The organism is Hoeflea prorocentri (assembly GCF_027944115.1).
GTDB classification, from domain to species: Bacteria; Pseudomonadota; Alphaproteobacteria; order Rhizobiales; family Rhizobiaceae; genus Hoeflea_A; species Hoeflea_A prorocentri.
On the sequence record NZ_JAPJZI010000001.1, the window covers coordinates 1,019,901 to 1,039,962 of the forward strand.

20 protein-coding genes and 1 riboswitch are annotated in these 20,062 nt (G+C 57.9%); of the genes, 17 read left to right on the forward strand and 3 right to left on the reverse strand.

Annotated elements, in window-relative coordinates; translation table 11 throughout:
• The first annotated feature begins 71 nt into the window (after nt 1-71).
• Nucleotides 72-417, forward strand: a riboswitch (cobalamin riboswitch).
• Between the two features lie 247 nt (nt 418-664).
• The 12 genes from cobU to OQ273_RS04730 all read left to right on the forward strand — a co-directional run bounded on the left by cobU (nt 665) and on the right by OQ273_RS04730 (nt 14,568).
• On the forward strand, nt 665-1,189 hold the full coding sequence (gene cobU, locus OQ273_RS04675; RefSeq protein ID WP_267989308.1) for a bifunctional adenosylcobinamide kinase/adenosylcobinamide-phosphate guanylyltransferase: 525 nt from the start codon (nt 665-667) through the stop codon (nt 1,187-1,189).
• Nucleotides 1,190-1,192: 3 nt separating this feature from the next.
• Nucleotides 1,193-2,266 carry a cobalamin biosynthesis protein CobW gene (gene cobW, locus OQ273_RS04680; RefSeq protein ID WP_267989309.1) on the forward strand — a complete coding sequence of 358 codons (1,074 nt, stop codon included), beginning with the start codon at nt 1,193-1,195 and terminating at the stop codon, nt 2,264-2,266.
• Between the two features lie 8 nt (nt 2,267-2,274).
• Nucleotides 2,275-6,039 carry a cobaltochelatase subunit CobN gene (gene cobN, locus OQ273_RS04685; RefSeq protein WP_267989310.1) on the forward strand — a complete coding sequence of 1,255 codons (3,765 nt, stop codon included), beginning with the start codon at nt 2,275-2,277 and terminating at the stop codon, nt 6,037-6,039.
• Entirely contained in the window at nt 6,032-6,670 is a 639-nt protein-coding gene (cobO, locus tag OQ273_RS04690) for a cob(I)yrinic acid a,c-diamide adenosyltransferase (RefSeq protein ID WP_267989311.1), read from the forward strand. The genes cobN and cobO overlap by 8 nt, the downstream gene beginning before the upstream one ends.
• 161 nt (nt 6,671-6,831) lie before the next feature.
• Nucleotides 6,832-7,389 (forward strand): type II secretion system protein GspG, encoded by a 558-nt coding sequence (locus OQ273_RS04695; protein ID WP_267989312.1) that lies wholly within the window; start codon nt 6,832-6,834, stop codon nt 7,387-7,389.
• A 334-nt stretch (nt 7,390-7,723) separates the two neighbouring features.
• The gene (locus tag OQ273_RS04700; RefSeq protein ID WP_267989313.1) at nt 7,724-8,482 is read left to right on the forward strand and encodes a substrate-binding periplasmic protein; all 759 of its coding nucleotides are present in this window, start codon (nt 7,724-7,726) and stop codon (nt 8,480-8,482) included.
• Entirely contained in the window at nt 8,482-11,301 is a 2,820-nt protein-coding gene (locus OQ273_RS04705; RefSeq protein WP_267989314.1) for a response regulator, read from the forward strand. Before OQ273_RS04700 ends, OQ273_RS04705 begins: the two co-directional genes overlap by 1 nt.
• Nucleotides 11,302-11,326: 25 nt before the next feature.
• Complete coding sequence (locus OQ273_RS04710) at nt 11,327-11,677, forward strand: Hpt domain-containing protein (RefSeq protein ID WP_267989315.1); 351 nt, start codon at nt 11,327-11,329, stop codon at nt 11,675-11,677.
• On the forward strand, nt 11,677-13,224 hold the full coding sequence (locus OQ273_RS04715; RefSeq protein WP_267989316.1) for a response regulator: 1,548 nt from the start codon (nt 11,677-11,679) through the stop codon (nt 13,222-13,224). The genes OQ273_RS04710 and OQ273_RS04715 overlap by 1 nt, the downstream gene beginning before the upstream one ends.
• 153 nt (nt 13,225-13,377) lie before the next feature.
• On the forward strand, nt 13,378-13,713 hold the full coding sequence (locus OQ273_RS04720) for an ArsR/SmtB family transcription factor (protein WP_267989317.1): 336 nt from the start codon (nt 13,378-13,380) through the stop codon (nt 13,711-13,713).
• Nucleotides 13,706-14,170: an SRPBCC family protein gene (locus OQ273_RS04725; RefSeq protein WP_267989318.1), complete on the forward strand. Its 465-nt coding sequence runs from the start codon at nt 13,706-13,708 to the stop codon at nt 14,168-14,170. The genes OQ273_RS04720 and OQ273_RS04725 overlap by 8 nt, the downstream gene beginning before the upstream one ends.
• Nucleotides 14,167-14,568, forward strand: a complete 402-nt coding sequence (locus OQ273_RS04730) for a GFA family protein (RefSeq protein ID WP_267989319.1) — start codon at nt 14,167-14,169, stop codon at nt 14,566-14,568. Before OQ273_RS04725 ends, OQ273_RS04730 begins: the two co-directional genes overlap by 4 nt.
• 68 nt (nt 14,569-14,636) lie before the next feature.
• On the opposite strand, the gene OQ273_RS04735 is transcribed toward OQ273_RS04730, so the two are convergent.
• The 3 genes from OQ273_RS04735 to OQ273_RS04745 are packed head-to-tail and all read right to left on the reverse strand — an operon-like array spanning nt 14,637 to nt 16,050.
• The gene (locus OQ273_RS04735; RefSeq protein ID WP_267989320.1) at nt 14,637-15,248 is read right to left on the reverse strand and encodes a dihydrofolate reductase family protein; all 612 of its coding nucleotides are present in this window, start codon (nt 15,246-15,248) and stop codon (nt 14,637-14,639) included.
• Nucleotides 15,245-15,703 carry an SRPBCC family protein gene (locus OQ273_RS04740; protein ID WP_267989321.1) on the reverse strand — a complete coding sequence of 153 codons (459 nt, stop codon included), beginning with the start codon at nt 15,701-15,703 and terminating at the stop codon, nt 15,245-15,247. The genes OQ273_RS04735 and OQ273_RS04740 overlap by 4 nt, the downstream gene beginning before the upstream one ends.
• On the reverse strand, nt 15,700-16,050 hold the full coding sequence (locus tag OQ273_RS04745; RefSeq protein ID WP_267989322.1) for an ArsR/SmtB family transcription factor: 351 nt from the start codon (nt 16,048-16,050) through the stop codon (nt 15,700-15,702). The genes OQ273_RS04740 and OQ273_RS04745 overlap by 4 nt, the downstream gene beginning before the upstream one ends.
• A 159-nt stretch (nt 16,051-16,209) precedes the next feature.
• Between OQ273_RS04745 and OQ273_RS04750 the strand changes: the two genes are divergently transcribed.
• The 5 genes from OQ273_RS04750 to OQ273_RS04770 all read left to right on the forward strand — a co-directional run bounded on the left by OQ273_RS04750 (nt 16,210) and on the right by OQ273_RS04770 (nt 20,060).
• A complete protein-coding gene (locus OQ273_RS04750) occupies nt 16,210-16,452 on the forward strand; it encodes a hypothetical protein (RefSeq protein WP_267989323.1) in 243 nt (80 codons plus the stop codon).
• Between the two features lie 149 nt (nt 16,453-16,601).
• Complete coding sequence (locus tag OQ273_RS04755) at nt 16,602-17,204, forward strand: Rieske 2Fe-2S domain-containing protein (RefSeq protein ID WP_267989324.1); 603 nt, start codon at nt 16,602-16,604, stop codon at nt 17,202-17,204.
• Entirely contained in the window at nt 17,201-18,037 is an 837-nt protein-coding gene (locus OQ273_RS04760; RefSeq protein WP_267989325.1) for an aromatic ring-hydroxylating oxygenase subunit alpha, read from the forward strand. The genes OQ273_RS04755 and OQ273_RS04760 overlap by 4 nt, the downstream gene beginning before the upstream one ends.
• A complete protein-coding gene (locus OQ273_RS04765) occupies nt 18,034-18,681 on the forward strand; it encodes a glutathione S-transferase family protein (RefSeq protein ID WP_267989326.1) in 648 nt (215 codons plus the stop codon). The genes OQ273_RS04760 and OQ273_RS04765 overlap by 4 nt, the downstream gene beginning before the upstream one ends.
• A complete protein-coding gene (locus OQ273_RS04770) occupies nt 18,678-20,060 on the forward strand; it encodes an amidohydrolase (RefSeq protein WP_267989327.1) in 1,383 nt (460 codons plus the stop codon). Before OQ273_RS04765 ends, OQ273_RS04770 begins: the two co-directional genes overlap by 4 nt.
• The last annotated feature ends 2 nt before the right edge of the window (nt 20,061-20,062 follow it).

The following is a 20,062-nucleotide window of genomic DNA, read 5'->3' on the forward strand; positions in this document are numbered from 1 at the left end:
TTCCATTCAAAGACCGGCTTTAGAGCGCGAAGTACGTCAGTGCTGATTGACACCCCTGTCCAACTGCGCCTATCACTCCTAGTGCGAATGGTCCGCAATGGCATAAAGCCAGGAGGATCAAAGGGAATGCGACGGGCGGACCCAAACCGGGCGCTTAAATCGCAGCCGACCCCGCGACTGTAGAGCGGATTGGCAATCCCTGCCGGAGAATGAAGGTGATCCGAATAGTCGGAGCATGTGGGTTTTCCGGTAAGCCACTGGAGTGGCGGCGCGATGAACCGGGTTGGACGCCTCTAGAAATCTGCGAATCGTCCGCCTTCGCGCCGCAAACACTCTGGGAAGGTGAGGGACTGCCGGACCGGCCGATTGGCCGATCAATTCGTGAGCCAGGAGACCTGCCATTCGTAAGGGGCGTTTTTGCCCGCCTGAAAGGGACCTGTTCCCCGGCCGGACACGGAGGTTGCGATGGCTGCACAAAATCTATTACCCGCCATTTTGGTGGTCACTGCGCATAATGTATCGGACGCTCACTGTTTCCCGTATCGATAGCGGGACGCGCGACCATGATTATGCAATCTTCGCCCGCCGCGTCTGCGGCCGGCTGGCTCCTGGCATCTGACTGTCCGCCCGGTGGTTTGACGGCAAAGCGTTTGCGTGGACAGCCATGACCACGCTCGGCCCTGGTGTGACGTTCATTCTCGGCGGTGCCCGCTCCGGTAAATCCGCCTTTGCCGAAGAGCTGGTGATTTCAAGCGGCCTTGAGGCGGTTTATCTGGCGACCGCTCAATCCCTCGACGGTGAAATGGAAGACCGTATCCAACGTCATCGCGATCGGCGCGGTGCTGACTGGAAGACTGTCGAGGAGCCCTTGGAGCTCGTCGCGTCCTTGCGCACGCAAGTGCGTCCAGGTCGCGCTGTTCTGGTTGATTGCCTGACGCTTTGGATAACCAACCTGATGCTCGCTGAGCGCGATATCGCTGCTGAAACACAGACGCTCATCGATCGGCTCAAGGATATCAGCGGTTCGGTTGTTCTGGTTTCCAACGAAGTGGGGCTCGGTATCGTTCCCGAAAACGCCATGGCACGCGCCTTTCGCGATCATGCCGGGCATTTGCATCAACGTGTCGCATCATGTGCGCGCAACGTATTTTTTGTAGCGGCGGGCTTGCCGCTGAAAATGAAGGGTTGAACAATGCAGGGACAGAAAATTCCCGCGACTGTGATTACCGGATTCCTTGGTGCCGGAAAGACCACAATGATCCGCCACCTGCTCAGCAAGGCAGACGGGAGACGCATTGCGCTGATCGTCAACGAGTTCGGCGATCTTGGCGTGGACGGTGATGTGCTGAAGGGATGCGGCGCTGAAAACTGTACGGAAGACGATATTGTCGAGCTGACCAATGGCTGCATCTGCTGCACCGTTGCGGACGACTTCATACCGACGATGGAAAAACTCCTGGACCGGGACGAAAAGCCTGATCACATCGTCATTGAAACCTCCGGTCTCGCCTTGCCCCAGCCTCTGGTCGCCGCCTTTAACTGGCCGGGCATCAAACCGCGTGTCACCGTCGATGGCGTGATCACTGTTGTGGACAGTGCGGCTGTGGCCGATGGCAGGTTCGCCGAGGATCACGAGCGGCTCGATGCGCAACGCAGGGACGACGATGCGCTGGATCACGAAAGCCCGCTTGAAGAACTGTTTGAAGATCAATTGACCGCGGCTGACCTGATTGTCCTCAACAAGGCGGATCTGATTGACGATACACGTCTTGAAGCGGTTCGCAGCGATGTCGCGGTGCGGTCGAAGCGCAGCCCGGCTATGGTCACGGCCAAAGGCGGTGAGGTTCCGCCTGCTGTCCTTCTGGGGCTTGGCATGGAGAGCGAAGCCGATATCGCAAACCGCAAGTCGCATCATGAACGCGCGCATGATGCCGCGCATGAGGCTGGTGAAGATCACCACCACGATCATGACGAGTTTGACAGTTTTGTTGTTGAGGCCGGTGCGATCGCCGATCCGGACCGGTTTATCGAACAACTGAAATCCATCATATCGGATCACGACGTGCTGCGGCTGAAGGGCTTTGCCGATGTGCCGGGCAAGCCGATGCGGCTTGTGATCCAGGCCGTCGGGACCCGTATCGATAGCTATTTCGACCGGCCCTGGTCGGTGGGCGAGGTGCGAGGCAGCCGGCTGGTTGTCATCGGCCTTCATGATATCGACAAATCCACTATAGAAACGGCCATCCGGCAAGCGGCCGGCGGCTGAGAGACGATATGCATCTGCTGCTGGCGCAAAAGGGTACGATCTCCGACAGCGATGAGGCCGTCGATCTCGGCCAGTCGCCGGGCGACATTGTTTTCCTCAGCGCCGCCGACACGGAGCTTGCAAGCCTCGCAGCCGCGCAGGCAGGTCTCACCTCCTCGGCGCCGACACTGCGCCTTGCCAGCCTCATGACGCTGCGCCATCCGATGTCCGTTGACAGTTATGTCGAGCGGACGGCCAAACATGCGCGGCTGATCGTCGTGCGCGCATTGGGCGGCGCGAGCTACTTTTCCTATGCGCTTGAATGCCTGCACAGCTGTGCCGTGGCCAACGGCATTGCCATGGCCGTATTGCCAGGCGACGACAAGCCGGATGACGGCCTTTCTTCGTTTTCGACCATGTCCGAAGGTGATGTTGAAGCGCTATGGCGTTATCTGGTTGAGGGCGGGGCGGCAAACACCGCGTCCTTTCTCACTTATTGCGCATGGCTTCTGGGCCGCGCCGACAAACCTGCCTCGGCAGTTCCTCTGCTCAAATCCGGTCTTTGGTGGCCTGGGCTGGACACCCCGGCGCTGGCCGATATCGTCACGTCCGGAAATGAGCGGCCCGTCGTGCCGATCTGTTTTTACCGGGCGCTTGTGCAAAGCGGTCAAACCCAGCCGGTCGAGGCGCTTGTCAGCGCGCTGCAGGGCGAAGGCGTTCAACCGTTGCCGATTTTCATTTCGAGCCTGAAGGATCCTGTGTCTGTCGCCACAGTGGAAGCCGTTTTCGGCGAATGTCCGCCTGACGTTGTTATCAATGCAACGGGGTTTGCGGTTTCCGCACCCGGCGGCGCGCGCAAGCCAACAGCTCTGGAAGCAACCGGAGCGGTCGTTCTTCAGGCCATATTTTCAGGATCCACCCATGAGACCTGGTCAGCATCCGCGCAAGGTCTCAGCGCCCGCGATCTGGCGATGAACGTCGCATTGCCGGAGGTTGATGGCCGTGTGCTCAGCCGAGCCGTGTCGTTCAAGTCTGCAGCCTCCTTTGATGAAAAGGTCGAAGCCAATATCGTTACGCATGTCGCAGAGCCGGATCGGGCCTTGTTTGTCGCCCGCCTTGCGGCCAATTGGGCATCCCTGCGCCGGGGCAAACCGGTAGAGCGCAGGGTTGCGCTCATTCTTGCCAACTATCCGAACCGGGACGGCCGGCTGGGAAACGGCGTCGGTCTTGATACGCCGGCGGGGACGATCGAAGTTCTTACAGCGATGGCGGCTGCCGGTTACGACGTTTCCGCACTGCCCGACGATGGCAACGTTCTGATGGATGTGCTGATGGAAGGGCCGACTAACGCCGCCGTGGATGCGCGTGCGATCCGCGAGACCATCAGCCGGACAGATTACCTTCAATTTTTCGATCAACTGCCGGAACCTGTGAGACGAGCCGTCAGCACCCGCTGGGGTGCGCCGGACGAGGATCCGTTTTTTGTGGGTGACAAAGAAGGCGGCCGGTTCGCCTTGCCGTTGATGCGGTTCGGCAATGTGATGGTCGGTATCCAGCCGGCGCGGGGCTACAATATCGATCCGAAGGATAGTTATCACTCACCCGATCTGGTGCCGCCGCACGGCTATCTGGCCTTCTATGCATTCTTGCGGACCTCGTTTGAAGCCGACGCAGTTGTCCATATGGGCAAACACGGCAATCTTGAATGGCTGCCCGGCAAGGCGCTCGCCCTGTCGCAGGATTGCTACCCGGAAGCCGTCTTTGGCCCCGTTCCGCATCTCTACCCCTTTATCGTCAACGATCCGGGTGAGGGGACACAGGCCAAGCGGCGGACATCGGCAGTGATTATCGATCACCTGACACCGCCGCTGACAAGGGCCGGGAGTTACGGGCCGCTGAAGGATCTGGAAGCGCTGGTCGATGAGTATTACGAGGCGGCGGGCAGCGATCCGCGCCGGTTGCGGCTGCTGAAAGCGCAAATTCTCGATCTGGTGCGCGATATCGGGCTCGACAGCGATGCCGGGATCGCTACGGGAGACAGTGACGAGGCAGCGCTGGAAAAACTCGACGCCTATCTGTGCGATCTGAAGGAAATGCAGATACGCGACGGGCTTCACATTTTCGGTCGTTCTCCGGAAGGACGGTTGCGGGACGACCTGATATGCGCCCTGGCGCGGGTTCCGCGTGGCATGGGCGAGGGGGGCGATGCCAGCCTGCAACGGGCGATTGCGGATGATCTGCAGCTCGGTTTCGATCCGCTTGATTGCGCCATGGCGTCACCCTGGAGCGGTTCGCGCCCGCAATGGCTTCTGGACCTTTGCTCCGATCCGTGGCGCACGGCGGGCGACGCCGTTGAACGTATCGAACTGGCGGCACAGGAACTTGTGTCCGGCCGCAGGGAATGCCCTGCTGAGTGGACTGCGACGCAGCAGGTTCTGGAAGGTGTCAGTCAGGTGCTGGAACCAGCTTTGCGCCGCTGCGGAACGGCAGAGCTGGAGGGCTTGCTTTTGGGTCTCTCGGGGCGCTTCGTCGAGCCTGGGCCATCGGGTGCGCCGACGCGCGGGCGGCCCGATGTCCTGCCGACCGGCCGCAATTTCTATTCCGTCGACAGCCGTAGCGTGCCGACGCCGGCTGCCTGGGAACTGGGCAGGAAATCGGCAGAACTGCTTGTTGCCCGCTATACGCAGGACCATGGCGAATGGCCGACCTCTTTCGGTCTTACGGCGTGGGGCACCTCGAACATGCGTACTGGCGGGGATGATATTGCCCAGGCACTTGCGCTAATCGGCGCAAAGCCGGTGTGGGACAATGCCTCGCGCCGGGTGACGGGATATGAGGTCGTTCCGCTGGCGCTGCTCGACCGGCCGCGCATTGATGTGACGCTTCGCGTATCAGGCTTTTTCCGCGATGCGTTTCCGGAGCAGATTGCACTGTTCGACCGGGCGGTGCGGGCGATTGGCGTGCTGGAAGAGGATGCTTCGGACAACCCCATTGCTGCCCGTATGAAGGCCGAACGTCAGGCCCTGGTGGATGATGGTGTGGATGAGCAACTTGCATCCGAGCGCGCCGGATACCGTGTCTTCGGGTCAAAACCGGGTGCCTATGGCGCGGGTCTTCAGGCCTTGATCGATGAAGGCGGTTGGGAAGGCAGGCAGGATCTTGCCGAAGCCTATCTGGTCTGGGGCGGTTATGCCTATGGTGCCCATGCGGAAGGCAGGGCCGAACGCAATGCCTTGGAAAAACGGCTCGGCACGGTTGAGGCGGTGGTGCAAAACCAGGACAACCGGGAGCACGATCTGCTCGACAGCGACGATTATTACCAGTTCGAAGGCGGCATGACGGCTGCCGTTGAAGCGCTGTCCGGCAACCGGCCATCGGTTTTCCACAATGATCATTCGCGGCCTGCAAAGCCGGTGATCCGTACACTTGAAGAGGAAATCGCCCGGGTGGTGCGCGGCCGCGCGGTTAATCCGAAGTGGATCGACGGCGTTATGCGCCATGGTTACAAGGGCGCGTTTGAGATTGCGGCCACCGTCGACTATCTCTTCGCCTTCGCCGCGACAACGGGCGCGGTCCGCGACCACCATTTCGAGGCCGTCTATCAGGCCTTTATTCTTGATGATCGTGTCCGCGACTTTATCGAACAGAACAACCGTCCGGCCCTGCGCGAAATGGCGGCGCGGCTGGACGAGGCGATCACGCGCGGGCTATGGGTGCCGCGGTCCAACTCCGCGCAGTTCGATCTGCGCGCGCTCTCGGGAACCAGTGAAGAAAGGCGGTCCGGACATGGCTGAAAAGTCTGACAAGCTGAAAAACCTCTCTGAAGAGGAACTCAATGCACGCCATGCGGAGAAGATGAAGAAGAAGAAAGCGGCCCGCGACAAGATCATCGCCACCAAGACCATCGAAAAGGGTTTGACCATCGTCCACACGGGCAAGGGAAAGGGCAAGTCCACCGCTGCGTTCGGTATGATATTCCGGGCGATCGGCAATGATATGAAGGTTGGTGTCGTCCAGTTCGTCAAAGGCAAATGGGGCACCGGCGAGCGCAAGGTGCTTGAGGCCTTCCCCGATCAGGTGACGCTCGCCACGATGGGCGAAGGTTTTACCTGGGAAACACAAGACCGCCAGCGCGACATCGATGCGGCACGCCAGGCCTGGGAAAAGGCGAAGGAGATGATCCTCGACGACGAGCACCAGATGGTGCTGTGCGATGAGTTGAACATCGTGCTTCGCTACGACTACCTGCCGATCGACGAGATCATCGAAACGCTGAAACAGAAGCCTGAAATGAAGCATGTGATCATTACAGGCAGGAATGCGAAAGACGAGCTCATGGACTTCGCCGATCTCGTGACCGAAATGGAAATGGTCAAACACCCGTTCCGCTCAGGCGTGAAAGCCCAGGTCGGTATCGAATTTTAGTCCACTCTAACGGTTTTGGGTAAGGCAGTTGTGCTTCATTAGGGTTGCAGTTTGGCGTGTGACAACCATCCTTTGCGGTCTGTCCGAACACAGAGGCGTGACCTGATTCTGTATGTGCTTGGATTTCTGTAGCTGTCTTTTGATTGGTTGGAGTTTTAAGTTTGTCAAAGGGTAGAGAGAAGGCAGGAGTACTTCCCTATCTGATAGGTGGTTTGTCCTTCATTCCCCTTTTGGGGGTAGTATTTGGAATTATAGCCATAGTCTGGGGCGTCTTCACCAGACACGTAGCTGGACGAAAAGTAGCGATTATCGGGGCATGTGGTATCGCGTTCACCGTTGTTATCTATTCGGCGCTTTTCTATTTTGGTTTTGTTCAGCGCGGCGGTGTCTACGACAAGCTGAGGTCAGAGGCAGCAAGGGCCCAGCTCACATCGTTGGTCAGCGCGATTGAATTCTACAAATTGGAGAACGGAGCTTATCCAGCTACATTGATTGAATTGGCAGCTTCTCTTCCCGACAATTCGATGGTGTTTGTTTATGACCCTACTGACATATCGACGGGCGACAACCGAAGACGCTTTTATTACAGGGTATTAGAGAACGGAAAATATCATCTGCGAAGTGTTGGTCTTGATGGCAAGCTGTTCACTGAAGACGACATACTTCCCGATATCGAACTCAAAAAAGACAGTAGGATAGGAGTTCAACTCCAACCCTAGCGTGCCCATCTGTCTTCGCATTGTGCAAGCGTAGCTTCTCGATCGAAAGGTCTAATATTAGGACCGGAATACCCCCACACTCGACGATCGGTTTAGAATGGGCGATGTAGTGCTGAAATATCGGTGCCGGGCAGGGCAGTGTGCATTCTTCGTTTGCTTGACTGTATCAGCAACGCCCAATTGTCATCTTTCTAGCGATGACTGGATTGTTTCTCAAACGTGTTTTCATACGCCGAACTGATCATTGCCTGCGACCCGGCACCTCAAAAAAGAGTTGATCGCGGTTAAACTCGTAAGATAGGCTGGAGCCGGGGAAAATATTGGGGGGCAATACGTGAATTATCTGGGCTATCTGCGCGGGTTACTTGCCGCGATGAGCTTTGCCGTTCCGGCAGCCTACGCAGCGGACTCCCTGACCGTCACGACACTTGAATGGCCTCCCTATACGTCCGAGAACCTTCCCAAAGGAGGTGCCACCACCGAAGTGGTGCGCCAGGCTTTCGCCGCCGCGGGGCTTGACGTCAGCGTTGTGACGCTCCCGTGGAAGCGGGCCATTTCAATGGCCAAGGAAGACGCTAAATCCGTTGCATATTTTCCGGGTTATCACTGCCGTCATGTGGACGGATTTGTTGCCTCCGATCCGATCGGCAACGGGCCGCTGGGGTTTGCGGAGAATGTCAATTCGCCCGTAACCTGGGCGAATGTTGACGATATTGGTGAGCAGAAGCTCAAGGTCGGCACGGTTCTTGGCTACGCCAACACGGATGAATTTGACGAGAAGGCCGGAACCGGCTGGATTCGTGCGATCCCGGCTCCGGACGATGTAACGAACCTGCGCAAGCTCGCCCGCGAGCGGATCGATATCGCCGTTATCGACAAGCTGGTCCTGTCCTATCTTCTGGCGACTGAAGACTCGCTGAAGGATCTGAACGAGGTTCTGGTGTTCAACGAACGGCCGCTTGAGGACAAGACGCTTTATCTTTGTTTTAACGACGATGAAGACGGGCGTGCCATGCGTGACAAATTCAATGAAGGTCTTGCCAAGATAAACGTTGAGGGCGTCGTCGAGAACTATTTCGAAGACGAGTTCTGATGGTTGATTCGACTGGCGGATCCACCGAGGACAGATCGGCAAATCCGGAACCTCAAGTGCGCAGCCGGTTTGGACGGTCCGTTCAGACCAAGTTTCTGCTTTACGTGGTGCCGCTCGTTCTTGTCTCGACGGTTGTTGTTTTCGGCCTTTTTGAATGGAATGCCCGCCGGTCTGCAGAGGAACAATTGCAGGGCAAGCTGGAAAAGCTTGCCGAGATTCAGAGCGCGGTGGTTGCAGAATCCCTTTGGAACGTAGCTGACGAGCAGATCAAGCTCATTCTGGCCGCCTTGCTGACTGACTCCGATGTCCTGGCAGCTGCCGTTTATGACGAGCGCGACAGGCTCGTTGCCGAGGCGGGCATGACCGATAAGTTCGATACGACGCGGTTTATCGCACAGGAGGATATTTTTTACGACTCAGGTGATCAGAAGATCAGAATCGGCTCGTTGCGCATTGCCCTTGCCGAAACCCGGCTGGGGGCGTTGGCGAGCGAACGCCTGGCGCTGGTCGTGCTCCTTGCGGGTATATTGCTCGTCGCAGTTGTTGCGGCGACCCTGACTGCCAACAGGCGGATCATTGGCCGGCCGCTGGCCCTGATGATGGAGTCCATCAACCAGCCCCGCTCCGGAGCGCCGCGAAAACCGGTTGATTGGAAGAGCGACGACGAGATCGGGCGGGTGGTGACGGCATTCAATGAAATGCAGGCGCGCCAGAACGCCTATGAGCAGCAATTGCGCGCCGCCAATGATGAGCTTGAGCGGCGTGTGCAGGAGCGGACCGCCGAACTGGTGGATGCAGAAGCAACGGCCCGCGAGGCACGGGGACAGTTGACGGACGCCATCGCCAGTATTTCCGAAGGCTTTGCGATTTATGACGATAAGGACCAGCTGATTGTTGCCAACCAGCGCTACCGGGAAATCATGCTTGGCGATGCGGAGGCGGAGTTGCCGGGCGGCACGCCTTATGTGGACCTTTTGAAGCGCGCCGCCGATTCCGGACGTTTTCCAAATGCGAAAGAAGATCAGGTATTGTGGATCGAGCGCCAGATCGGGCGGCATCGGGCAGCCGGTACCCCATACATTCAGGAACTGACCGGCAAGCAGTGGCAGCAGGTCAGCAATCGCCGGACTGACCAGGGCGGCACCGTTGCCGTGCATTCCGATATTACGGAAATCAAGCGCATATCCGACGAGCTCAAGAGCGCCAAGGATGCGGCCGAGGCGGCCAATGAGGCAAAGAGCGCGTTCCTGGCCACCATGAGCCACGAAATCCGCACGCCGCTGAATGGCATTATCGGGATGAGCACATTGCTCAACGGCACCGATCTTGACGACGAGCAGCGCGACTTCAGCGATACGATCGCAACCGCCGCGGACACATTGCTCACCATCATCAGCGACATTCTCGATTTCTCCAAGGTCGAGGCCGGTGCGCTTGAGCTTGAACGCACGCCGATGGACCTTGTCGAAACGGTCGAGTCGTCGGTGGAGCTGGTTGCCTCGAAAGCGGCCGAGAAGGGAATTGAGCTTGCCTGCCGGATCAATCCGGATGTGCCGGCAGCGCTTTTCGGCGATCCGGTTCGCCTTAAGCAGATCCTGATGAACCTTCTCAACAACGCAGTGAAGTTCACTGAAGTTGGCGAAGTGGTGCTGACGGTCTCCACCATGATGCCCGAGGCGGGGGAAACCCCGGGTGAGACAGCGCTTTTGACATTTGCTGTCCGTGACACCGGAATCGGCATTCCGGCGGACAGGATGGACCGGCTCTTCAAATCGTTCAGCCAGGTGGATGCCTCGACCACGCGGCGTTATGGCGGTACCGGACTTGGCCTCGTCATCACCAAGCGTCTTGTTGAACTGATGGGTGGTGAGATCTCGGTCGAAAGCACGGCAGGCGAGGGCACGACCTTCACCTTCACGCTGCCGGGCGAAGTCGCACGACTGCCGGACAGGGCGAGCCGAGAGACGCAGCTTTCAGCCATCCGCGGCAAACGGGTCCTGATTGTTGATGACAACCGAACCAATCGTTTGATTCTCAATGAAAAATTCAGGTCCTGGGATTTGGTTCCACGGACTTGCGGCACGCCGGGAGAAGCACTTGAACTGATCAAAAACGGTGATCTCTTCGACATCATCATCGTGGACTACAAGATGCCTGAAATGAACGGTTTCGAGTTCACGGCCGCGGTTCGCGATTTCCTCGGGGGCGAGGCGCCGCCAATGATCCTGTTCAGTTCGGTATCGCCGCTTGAAGATCGTTTCCGCGAGGGTGTGGCGGAGATGAATTATGCTGCATCGCTGACCAAGCCGGCCAAATCAGGCCAATTGCTGAGTGCGCTGGTCAGAACTCTTGCGCCGGATGTTGTTGCAACGGAGCCGCAAAAGGACGAGACGTCCAATGCCGAGATGGCGGAAGGGCAGGATCTGAGGATCCTTCTTGTCGATGACAATTCCATAAACCAGAAAGTCGGCCGCAAGATTTTGAAACGGCTCGGTTACGACCCGGTTGTTGTCAGCTCCGGTGTCGAAGCGATCGAAGCCTGCCAGAGCGACGAGTATCACATCGTCCTGATGGATATCGAGATGCCCGACATGGACGGCATCGCGGCGACCGGCAAGATAAGATCGTTATTGCCGGAGGACCGTGTGCCTTACATCGTTGCGCTTACGGCAAACGCCATGAATTCGGAGCGAGAGAATTACCTGAAGTCCGGGATGGACGATTATCTGAGCAAGCCGATTGACGTCGATGCTCTGACGGAGAGTTTGGCATCGGCAATGGAACTGAAGGAAAACAGAGCGGCCAGCCACACAGGATAAAGGTCGCCACAGAACGGGGGAAACAGTGTCGGACGATGTAATTGACCGCAACGCGCTCAAGCGCTTGCTGGACGTTATCGGCGGAGACCGTGACGACTTCGAAGAACTCCTCGAAGAGTTCGAGGAATCGACGCCGCAGACCTTGCAGAAGATGACGGAAGCTGCTCAATCAGCTGACCTTGATGCGCTGAGGATTGCGTCCCATAGCCTGAAATCCAATGGCAGGGATTTTGGCGCTGCTGCATTGGCCGCGGCCTGCGAGGCGCTGGAGCAAGCGTGCCGCGAGGGATCGGTTGACGATCCGCAGGCGAGGGTGACGGAGATATCCGAGGAGCTGCAGCGCGCCCGCGCGGCGCTTGCGGGTGTCGAACTCTAATGAACGAGGCGCTCTCGACGTCTGCAGGCAAAGGCGCTCAAACCGCCGATGCTGCGCGGATTCTTGTGGTTGACGACAATAGTCTCAGTCGCAAGAAAATGCGGATGGCCGTCGAGAGCCTGGGACATTCCGCCGATGTTGCGAAGAACGGCCTGGAAGCGCTTGAAGCCCTGAAATCACAGGCGTTTGATGCTGTTCTGCTTGATATCGTCATGCCCGAGATGGATGGCTTTGATGTGCTTGCCGCTATGAAGGCGGATGAGCGGATGCGTGATGTTCCGGTCATCGTGATTTCGGCTCTTGATGATGAGACGGAGAGCGTCGTCAAGGCCATCGAACTGGGCGCGGAAGACTTCCTGCCGAAGAATTTCGATCCGGTACTCCTGCGCGCGCGCGTCGAGAGTTCCTTGTCGAAGAAACGGTTCCGCGATCAGGAGCTGGAGTATTTCGGCCGTATCGAGCGTTTGACGGAAGCCGCCGAAGTGCTTGAAAGCGGCAGGTTCAATCCTGAAAGCCTTGAACTCGATGAACTTGCAAACAAGGATGATCCGCTGGGGCGGCTGGCCGCCGTGTTTCGCGGCATGGCCGGCGAGATCTATGAGCGCGAACTGAAGCTCAAGCGCGCGATCCACACCTTGCAGGGAGCGTTCCTCGTGATCGCCGTCGGTCTTGTGTGGGGTCTGACACCGGCGCTTTCCCGCATGGCGTCCGGCCTTGGATCGAACCCCTTGGGTCTGGCCATCTGGGTCAATGGCATCGCCGCGGTGTTCTGCCTGGGGATTGCCGCCTACCGGGGAAAGCTTCCCAGGCTTAATTGCTCCCAATTCATGTTCTTCGTTTACTGGGCGATCATAGCCGGCATCCTGCAGCGCATGACGACCTTTGTCGTCACCGAGCACGTCGAGGCGGCGATGTTGTCTTTGATCGTCACGCTTCAGGGTTTCATGGTTTTTGCGTTTGCTGCCGTTACGCGCATGGAGAAGGCGACGCCCCGGCGTCTCGTCGGACTGCTCGTTGGCCTCATAGGCGTGTCGCTTGTCCTGCTGACGCGATTTGACATGTCGAACGGCGCTCAAAGTGCGTGGCTGCTCTTTGCCATGCTGCTGCCGTTGCTCTTTGCCGTCGAAGCCCTGGTGCTTGCCGGAAAGCGCCCCGAACATGTGGATATCTTTGCCTCCGTGGGGCTGATGATGGGGCTGTCGGCCTGCATGCTTGCGCCGTGGGCCTATTTCAGCGGGGATCTCATGCCGCTGGGTCCACAGATCGGGCAGCTCGAAGTCCTTGTTGTCCTGATGGGCATTGTCGGGGCGGGATCGTTGCTATTGGCCTTCCATCTGATCGCCACCGCCGGCGCGGTCTTCTACAGTCAAAGTGCCTACACCATGACGATCGCGGGTGTGGTCTGGGGCATGCTGTTGCTGAATGAGGAACTGTCCGCGCTGGCCTGGATCGCCTTTGCAATCATCGCGATCGGGATGTATCTGGTCGAGCCGAAGGCCAGCGATGAAGAGTTGGTCATCAAGCGGTCTTTCAACGCCCGAGACTAACGCGCGGCAGGCAGGCCGGCGTTGCCCTGTCATCCGATTGGGGCCTTTAACACGGTTATGTGTTGCTTTGCCCAAATCCCGCCAGCTGATTTCAGCCTTGACCGGGCAGCTTATAATACTTTAGGATTTTCTATATAGTATAGGAAAACCTAAATGATTCTAAGTCACGATTCGGCTTTTGCTGCCCTTGCCAACCCGGTTCGCCGCCAGATGCTGGATGAGTTGCTGGGCGGCAGTAAGACGGTCAGGGAGTTGGGCAGCGGCCATGACCTGACGCCGGGCGCGATCTCTCAGCATCTGAAGGTTCTGGAAGAAGCACAGCTTATCAAGCGTGTGGTAAAGGGCCGAGAGCACCACTGCGAGCTGTCGCCGGCCGGCCTTGATCCGGCCCTCGAATGGGTCGAGCGGCATCGGGCGTTTTGGAGGCAGAAACTGAGATCCTTCGGCGCCCATATCGACAAGGGTTCCGGCGGAGAGACCAATGGGTGACGTTCCCGAAGACAATTACCGGGTCCATGAAAGCATGTGGTTCAATACCGATCGTGAGACGGCGTTTGCCGGCTGGACGGAACCGGAGGCCATTGCTTCCTGGTTCGGCCCGCCCGGCTACAAAGCCGAGGTTCTTGAACTGGACCTTGTGACAGGTGGGCGTTGGCGGTTTCGGATGGTTCCGGAGGCGGGTTGGCCATCGCATCATGCCGGTCGATATGTCGAGATAGTCCGGCCGGGCAGATTGGTGTTCACGTGGGAAAGCGAGGAGGACCTGCATCTGACAAATGGGCGCGAGACTCTTGTCACCGTGACATTTGCAGAGGAGGCCGGCGGTGTGCGGATCGATATCATACATGAGCGATTGCCGGATCGATCAGCGAAGGAGGCGCTTTCCTACGGGTGGCGCAGCGGCATCGAACGTCTCGAGGACTGGCTCAGGAGGCTTGAAACATGACAAGTCACATCACCGGCGGATGCGCCTGCGGCGCGGTGCGATATGAGGCTGCCAACGATATCGAATTCTCCTTCAACTGCCACTGCCGCAAGTGCCAACATTCGACCGGGACGGGACATTCTTCCGCTTTTGCCTTGCCCGTGTCGACGGTGCGGGTTCAAGGCGAAATCAGGGAATTCGAGGCTGGGAGCGACGCCGGAGCCGCGACGTTTTCCGGTTTTTGCCCGATATGCGGCTCTCCGATGACCAGCCGGACGGAGCGGTTTCCTGAGCGGATATACTTTCATGCCGCGACATTGGATGATCCAACGGTTTTCAGCCCGATGTTCACGGTCTTTGAAAATTGTGCGCAACCATGGGACCCGCCTCGAAAAGACCTCGAACCCGCCTCGCATTGAACTCCTCGCGACACGTTCCGCAGGCGACCGGAACTCGCATCGGCTTTTCTCCGGCCATCCAGCACGGGCTATTCACTCAATGCACGGTTCTGGTCTTCCTTCGTGTTGCGTCTGTAGACACTCATGATTGCGCCATTTTTACAGGCCTGCGATTTGACAAGCGAAAGCTGCGCCGAAGGGCTGTTTTGCCCGAATAGCCGCTTGCCTGATCCGACTGTCACCGGAAAGGTCCATAGGCGGAATTCGTCGATCAAATCATGGGAAAGAAGGGTCTGGATGAGCTCCCAACTTCCGTGAATTTGCAAAAGCGGGCCATCTTCGTTTTTCAATCGCGAAACGGCATTCGCAATGTCGCCAGAGATCGCGACGGAATTGTTCCACGTCAGATCTTTCAGCGTCGACGTCACCACATATTTTCTGGCTGAATTCATCATGCGCGCGGTCGGACTTTCTTCAGCTTCCGGCCAGTGGCCGGCAAAAAGCTCATAGGTTTTGCGGCCGAACAGCATGTCGTAGGGTACGGCCATGGCTTCCTTTTGCACCTGCTCCATAACATCTTCCCAGTAGGGAGCGGCCCAACCGCCTTTTATAAAGCCGCTGGACCGGTCTTCCTCGGGCATGCTCGGTGCCTGCATGACGCCATCCAGCGTAACGAAAGTCAAAATCGATAGGTCTCTCACCGGTCGGTCTCCTTTTTCAGAAACCCTGCGAGAACGGTGAGGGTGCCCTCCCATCCGTTGGCATGGATGGTGCATGCCGTGTCCGACGGGATTCCTTTGTGCGTAATGACAATTTCAGTCACGTCCGCCTTGTCGAGAAACTCGAACGTGACTTCCATTGGTATGTTTTCAAGCGGATCCGGCGCTTGCCAGATCCATGTCATGGCAATGAGTTCGGGCGGTTCAATCCGCTGGAACACGCCGGCAACTTCCGGGTTTCGGCCGTCGGGCATAACGTAGCGGAGCCGAAACTCGCCGTTCGGTGTGAAGTCGAACGTCAGCGCTTCCACTGAAATATCCGTACTGGGCGTGAACCATTGTTTAAGGAGCTCCGGCCGCGTGAAGGCCTTAAATATGCGTTCGCGCGGCGCTGCTATGTCACGGCGCACAATCAACGGGATGGGGTAATCCGTCACCGGCCGCCTCCTGCCTCATCATCTGAGCAAACAAATGCTTCCAGGCGTTCCAGCGTGCCTTCCCAGAATGTACGGTGTTCTGCTATCCAGTCCTCAGCCTCCCGCAGTGTCTTTGTTTGCAAGTGAAACCGGTGCACGCGTCCGACGATTTCACGACGGACCATGCCGGCTGCTTCGAGCACCTTGAGATGTTTGGAGATGGTCGGCTGGGCGACGTTGAAGGGTGCGCGCAACTGGTTGGCCGACAGAGCGCCATCGTGGGCCAGCATGGAAATCATCTGACGTCTGGTGCCATCACCGAGTGCGTGAAAGGCGCGATCAAGCGCCGCTTGATATTGAATAGCCATGTGGCTATATGATTGACTTTTTCCGGGATGTCAACGCCGGCCTGGAGATGATCGCCGTCCTGCCGCAACGTGATCCATATCGCTGTGCTGCGAAACACTGTATTGTGCCGCAATGTCCGCAACCACCCAAGAAGGGAGCATTTTCGGGATGAAAGAGACATGAATTCCGCGCGCATCAGTCTGACGGGGAAGGTCTTTGAGCAGGATTTTGCTCCGTGGATCCGCCGCCACTCCAGAAAGCTCGGTCTGGAGATCCTTAGGCTGTCAAGAGATCGCGATGCGCTGATTGTGGAAGCCTGTGGATCAGAGCCGATGCTGCAGGCTCTAGCCCTTGGTTGTGCGCTTGGACCGGAAAGTGTTCTGGTGGATAGGTTTGATATCGAAATCCGGAATTTGCAATAATTTTATGCAATTAGACGGTTTTGTTGGCGTCAAAATAGGCATCTTGCCCTGTCAATAGCAGGGCCTGAGAAACATTGAGCAATTTAGTCAACGAACGTTGATTTGCCCGCAAAAATGATTCTAACCTGTGCTCACTTAGGAGTTTTGAGATGGGTTGGATTGCGGGGGGCCTGTGTGCCGATGTTCCGCCGGGCACGGTGGTGCCGATCTGTGTCGATGGTGTAGACCTCGCAGTCTGGTGCTCGCAAAAGGGTACCTTCAGCGCCTGGGGCGACCGCTGCCCGCACCGCGGCATGAGATTGTCCCACGGCTTTGTGCGGGGTGAAACGCTGTCCTGCATTTACCATGGATGGCAGTATGACGAAGCGGGAAGCTGCGCCTACATTCCGGCACACCCGGCGCTGACTCCACCGAAAACGATCTGCGCCAAAAGCTATTTGTGCAGCGCTAAAGACGGCGTTATCTGGGTTTCGCTTACAGAGACAACAAAAGAGCCTCCAGATATCGGAAACCGGAAACCCGTTCGGTCTCTTCCATTCGATTGTTCGCCAGGCGATCTTGGCCGTCTGCTCAAGACCAACCTTCATCCTGTTATTGTTGTCGGCGGCAGTTCCGATCTGGCTTTGGCCGTCCAACCGGTCTCCGATCGTACATGCATGGTGCACGCCCTTGCTGCCGAGGGCCACGATCCAAAAGCCGTCTCCAGACAGCTTGAAGACATGAGGCGTGCGTTTGAGGAACAGGCGGCATGACGGGAAACGCCGAGAACCACTGGTATCCCGTAGCCATGCTGTCGGGGCTCACCGAGGCGCGAGAAACGCTCTTGCTCGGCCGGCAGATAACCGTCGGGCCCGGTGAGGATGTAGCATGGGCCAAATCCGCGGACGGGTCGCCCATGCCGGTTGTCGAGCGATTTGGCCATTTGTGGACTTGCCCGGGAGAACCGCGCAAGGATCTTTTCTCGATACCAGAAGCAGATGCGCCCGGCAGGCGGCTTGTGGATGTCGGCTCGGTCAAGGTCCGCTGTTCGCCGCTGAGAGCTGTCGAGAACTTTCTCGACATAGCGCATTTTCCCTTCGTTCATACGGATATCCTCGGCGCAGAACCCCATACCGAGGTCGAGCGCTATGAGGTGGAGATTCAGGACGACACGGATGAGGTCTGGGCCAAGAAGGTCAAGTTTCACCAGCCGCAGGCGGCAAAATCGGCAACAACCGGGATTATGACCGAATATATGTATCGGGTCCCCGAGCCGACATGCTCGGTACTCTACAAGACTTGCCCGCCGAGGCCCGGCGAATGGGACATCATCACTCTTTTTGTGCAACCGCTGACGGAGGAGTGGTGTGAGGTCTGGCCATGGATGGCCCTTTATGACGACGAGAGCACCATGTCGGAGATGGTGAGTTTCCAGCAGATGATCTTCTTGCAGGACAGGTCAATTCTTGAAAATCAGATCCCCAGGAAGCTGCCGCTGGACCCTGGTATGGAGGTTCCCACCCAGGCCGATATGACATCGGTGGCGTATCGCCGGTGGTTGAAAAAGATAGGCTTTGGCTACGGCGCGCAATTGGTGGCCGCATGATCCTCCATGACTATGTACTGAGTGCCAGTTGCTACAAGGTCCGGCTCATGGCCGCGCTGCTGGGGCAAAAGCTCACCTTAAAGGCGGTCAACTTTCACCCGGCGCGGGAACACAAATCGCCCGAGATGCTGGAGCTCAATCCAGCCGGCACGCTGCCTGTTCTGGTCGATGGCGACGTCATCCTGACCGACAGTGTGGAAATCCTGCGATATATGACACGTGGTGTTCCGCAATGGCATACGGACGATGAAAGCTGGTTCGGCTTCGCAGCCACGCTGAACGATACGTTGGGTCTGGCGCGGCTGCATGACATACTAGGGTATGAGGCCGATATCGAGGATGCCAGGAAACAGGGCGTCGCATCGCTTCGTTTTCTTGAAGCTGCCCTGGCGGATCGGCGCTTTGACGGTGGCATGTTCCTCACCGGACCAGATCCGACGATCGCTGACATCGTCTGCTTTCCCAACACTGCGCTCGCTCCCGATGGCGGTGTAAGCCTTGACCTTTATCCGTCCATCCGCCTGTGGATGCGCGCCATTCGATCATTGCCCGGATTTATCGAGATGCCCGGCATTCATCGGCTGCATGAACTCTCGCCGGTTCCGCAGGCTCAAATATCTGTATCCGAAAGTGTTCCGTCATGACTGCGCTGCTGCTTCGAAAGTGTGATGCGATCGTCACATCCGCGTTGGAGCCTGTGCGCATCGGTGAGGATATCCTGTGCGAAAATGGTGCTGTTTCCGCGATTGGGCCCGACCTCCACATTCCCGAAGGCGCGCAGGTGATCGATGGCGCCGGGCTCTTTGTCTATCCCGGACTCGTCAACACGCATCACCATTTTTTTCAATGTTTCGTGCGTAACAGGGCCGAACTCGACTGGACCCGTTACTCGGTCATCGAGTGGCTGGATCTGATCTATCCGATATTCTCGCGGCTGACCGAAGACTGCTTCTATCACAGTTCCATTGTCGCCATGGCCGAACTGATAAAACACGGATGCACAACGGCCTTTGACCATCAATATTGCTTTCCGCGCCATGCCGGCTCTCGCATTATCGACCGTCAATTCGAGGCGGCGGAGCTGCTGGGTATGCGTTTTCACGCCGGGCGCGGCGGCAACACGCTGCCCAAGTCAGAAGGCAGCACCATTCCGGATGAGATGCTGGAGAGTACCGACGCGTTCATTGCCGACTGTGAACGCGCGATTGACACGTTTCATGATCCTGCGCCGCTGTCGATGCGGCAGGTGGCTGTCGCGCCGTGCCAACCGGTCAATTGTTACCGGGAAACCTTCGAGCAATCGGTGCGGCTCGCCCGCGACAAGGGTGTTATGCTGCACACCCATGTGGGTGAGGGAGAAAGTCCGGTTATCGAGAAGGTTCATGGAATGCGGACCGTGGACTATTGCGAAAGCATCGGTTTCGCCGGGGCCGACACCTTCTACGCCCACTGCTGGGAACTGAGCCGTGACGAACTGGAAAAGCTCGCGGCCTCGGGCACGGGTGTGTCGCACTGCCCCGAACCGGTCTATCTGGTGGGTGCGGAGGTGACGGATGTGCCCGCGATGGACGCCCTTGGTGTGAGGCTGGGTCTGGGCTGTGACGGGGCTGCTTCCAACGACAATTCAAACCTCATGCACTGCATCCATTCCGGTTATATGTTGCAGTGCCTGGCAGCGGCGACACGCCAGGACCCGGTACCGGTTCCCGCCCGCTTCCTCGGCTACGCTACAGAAGGCGGCGCTTCGCTTCTCGGTCGCTCCGACATTGGAGCCCTGCGACCAGGGATGGCCGCCGATCTCTTCGCCATTGATACCCGCAGGCTGGATTTTGTCGGAACACGGCACGATCCGATCAGCCTGCCTGCGAAGGTGGGCATGGGCGCGCCGGTTGATCTTACCGTGATCAATGGGCGGATCGTCTGGAAAGACGGCGCATTCCCGGATCTGGACGAAGGCGCGCTGTTCGCCGCCGCCGAAACCACGCTTCAAACTGTACTGCCCGATACAAAGCTTAGGAGATAAGA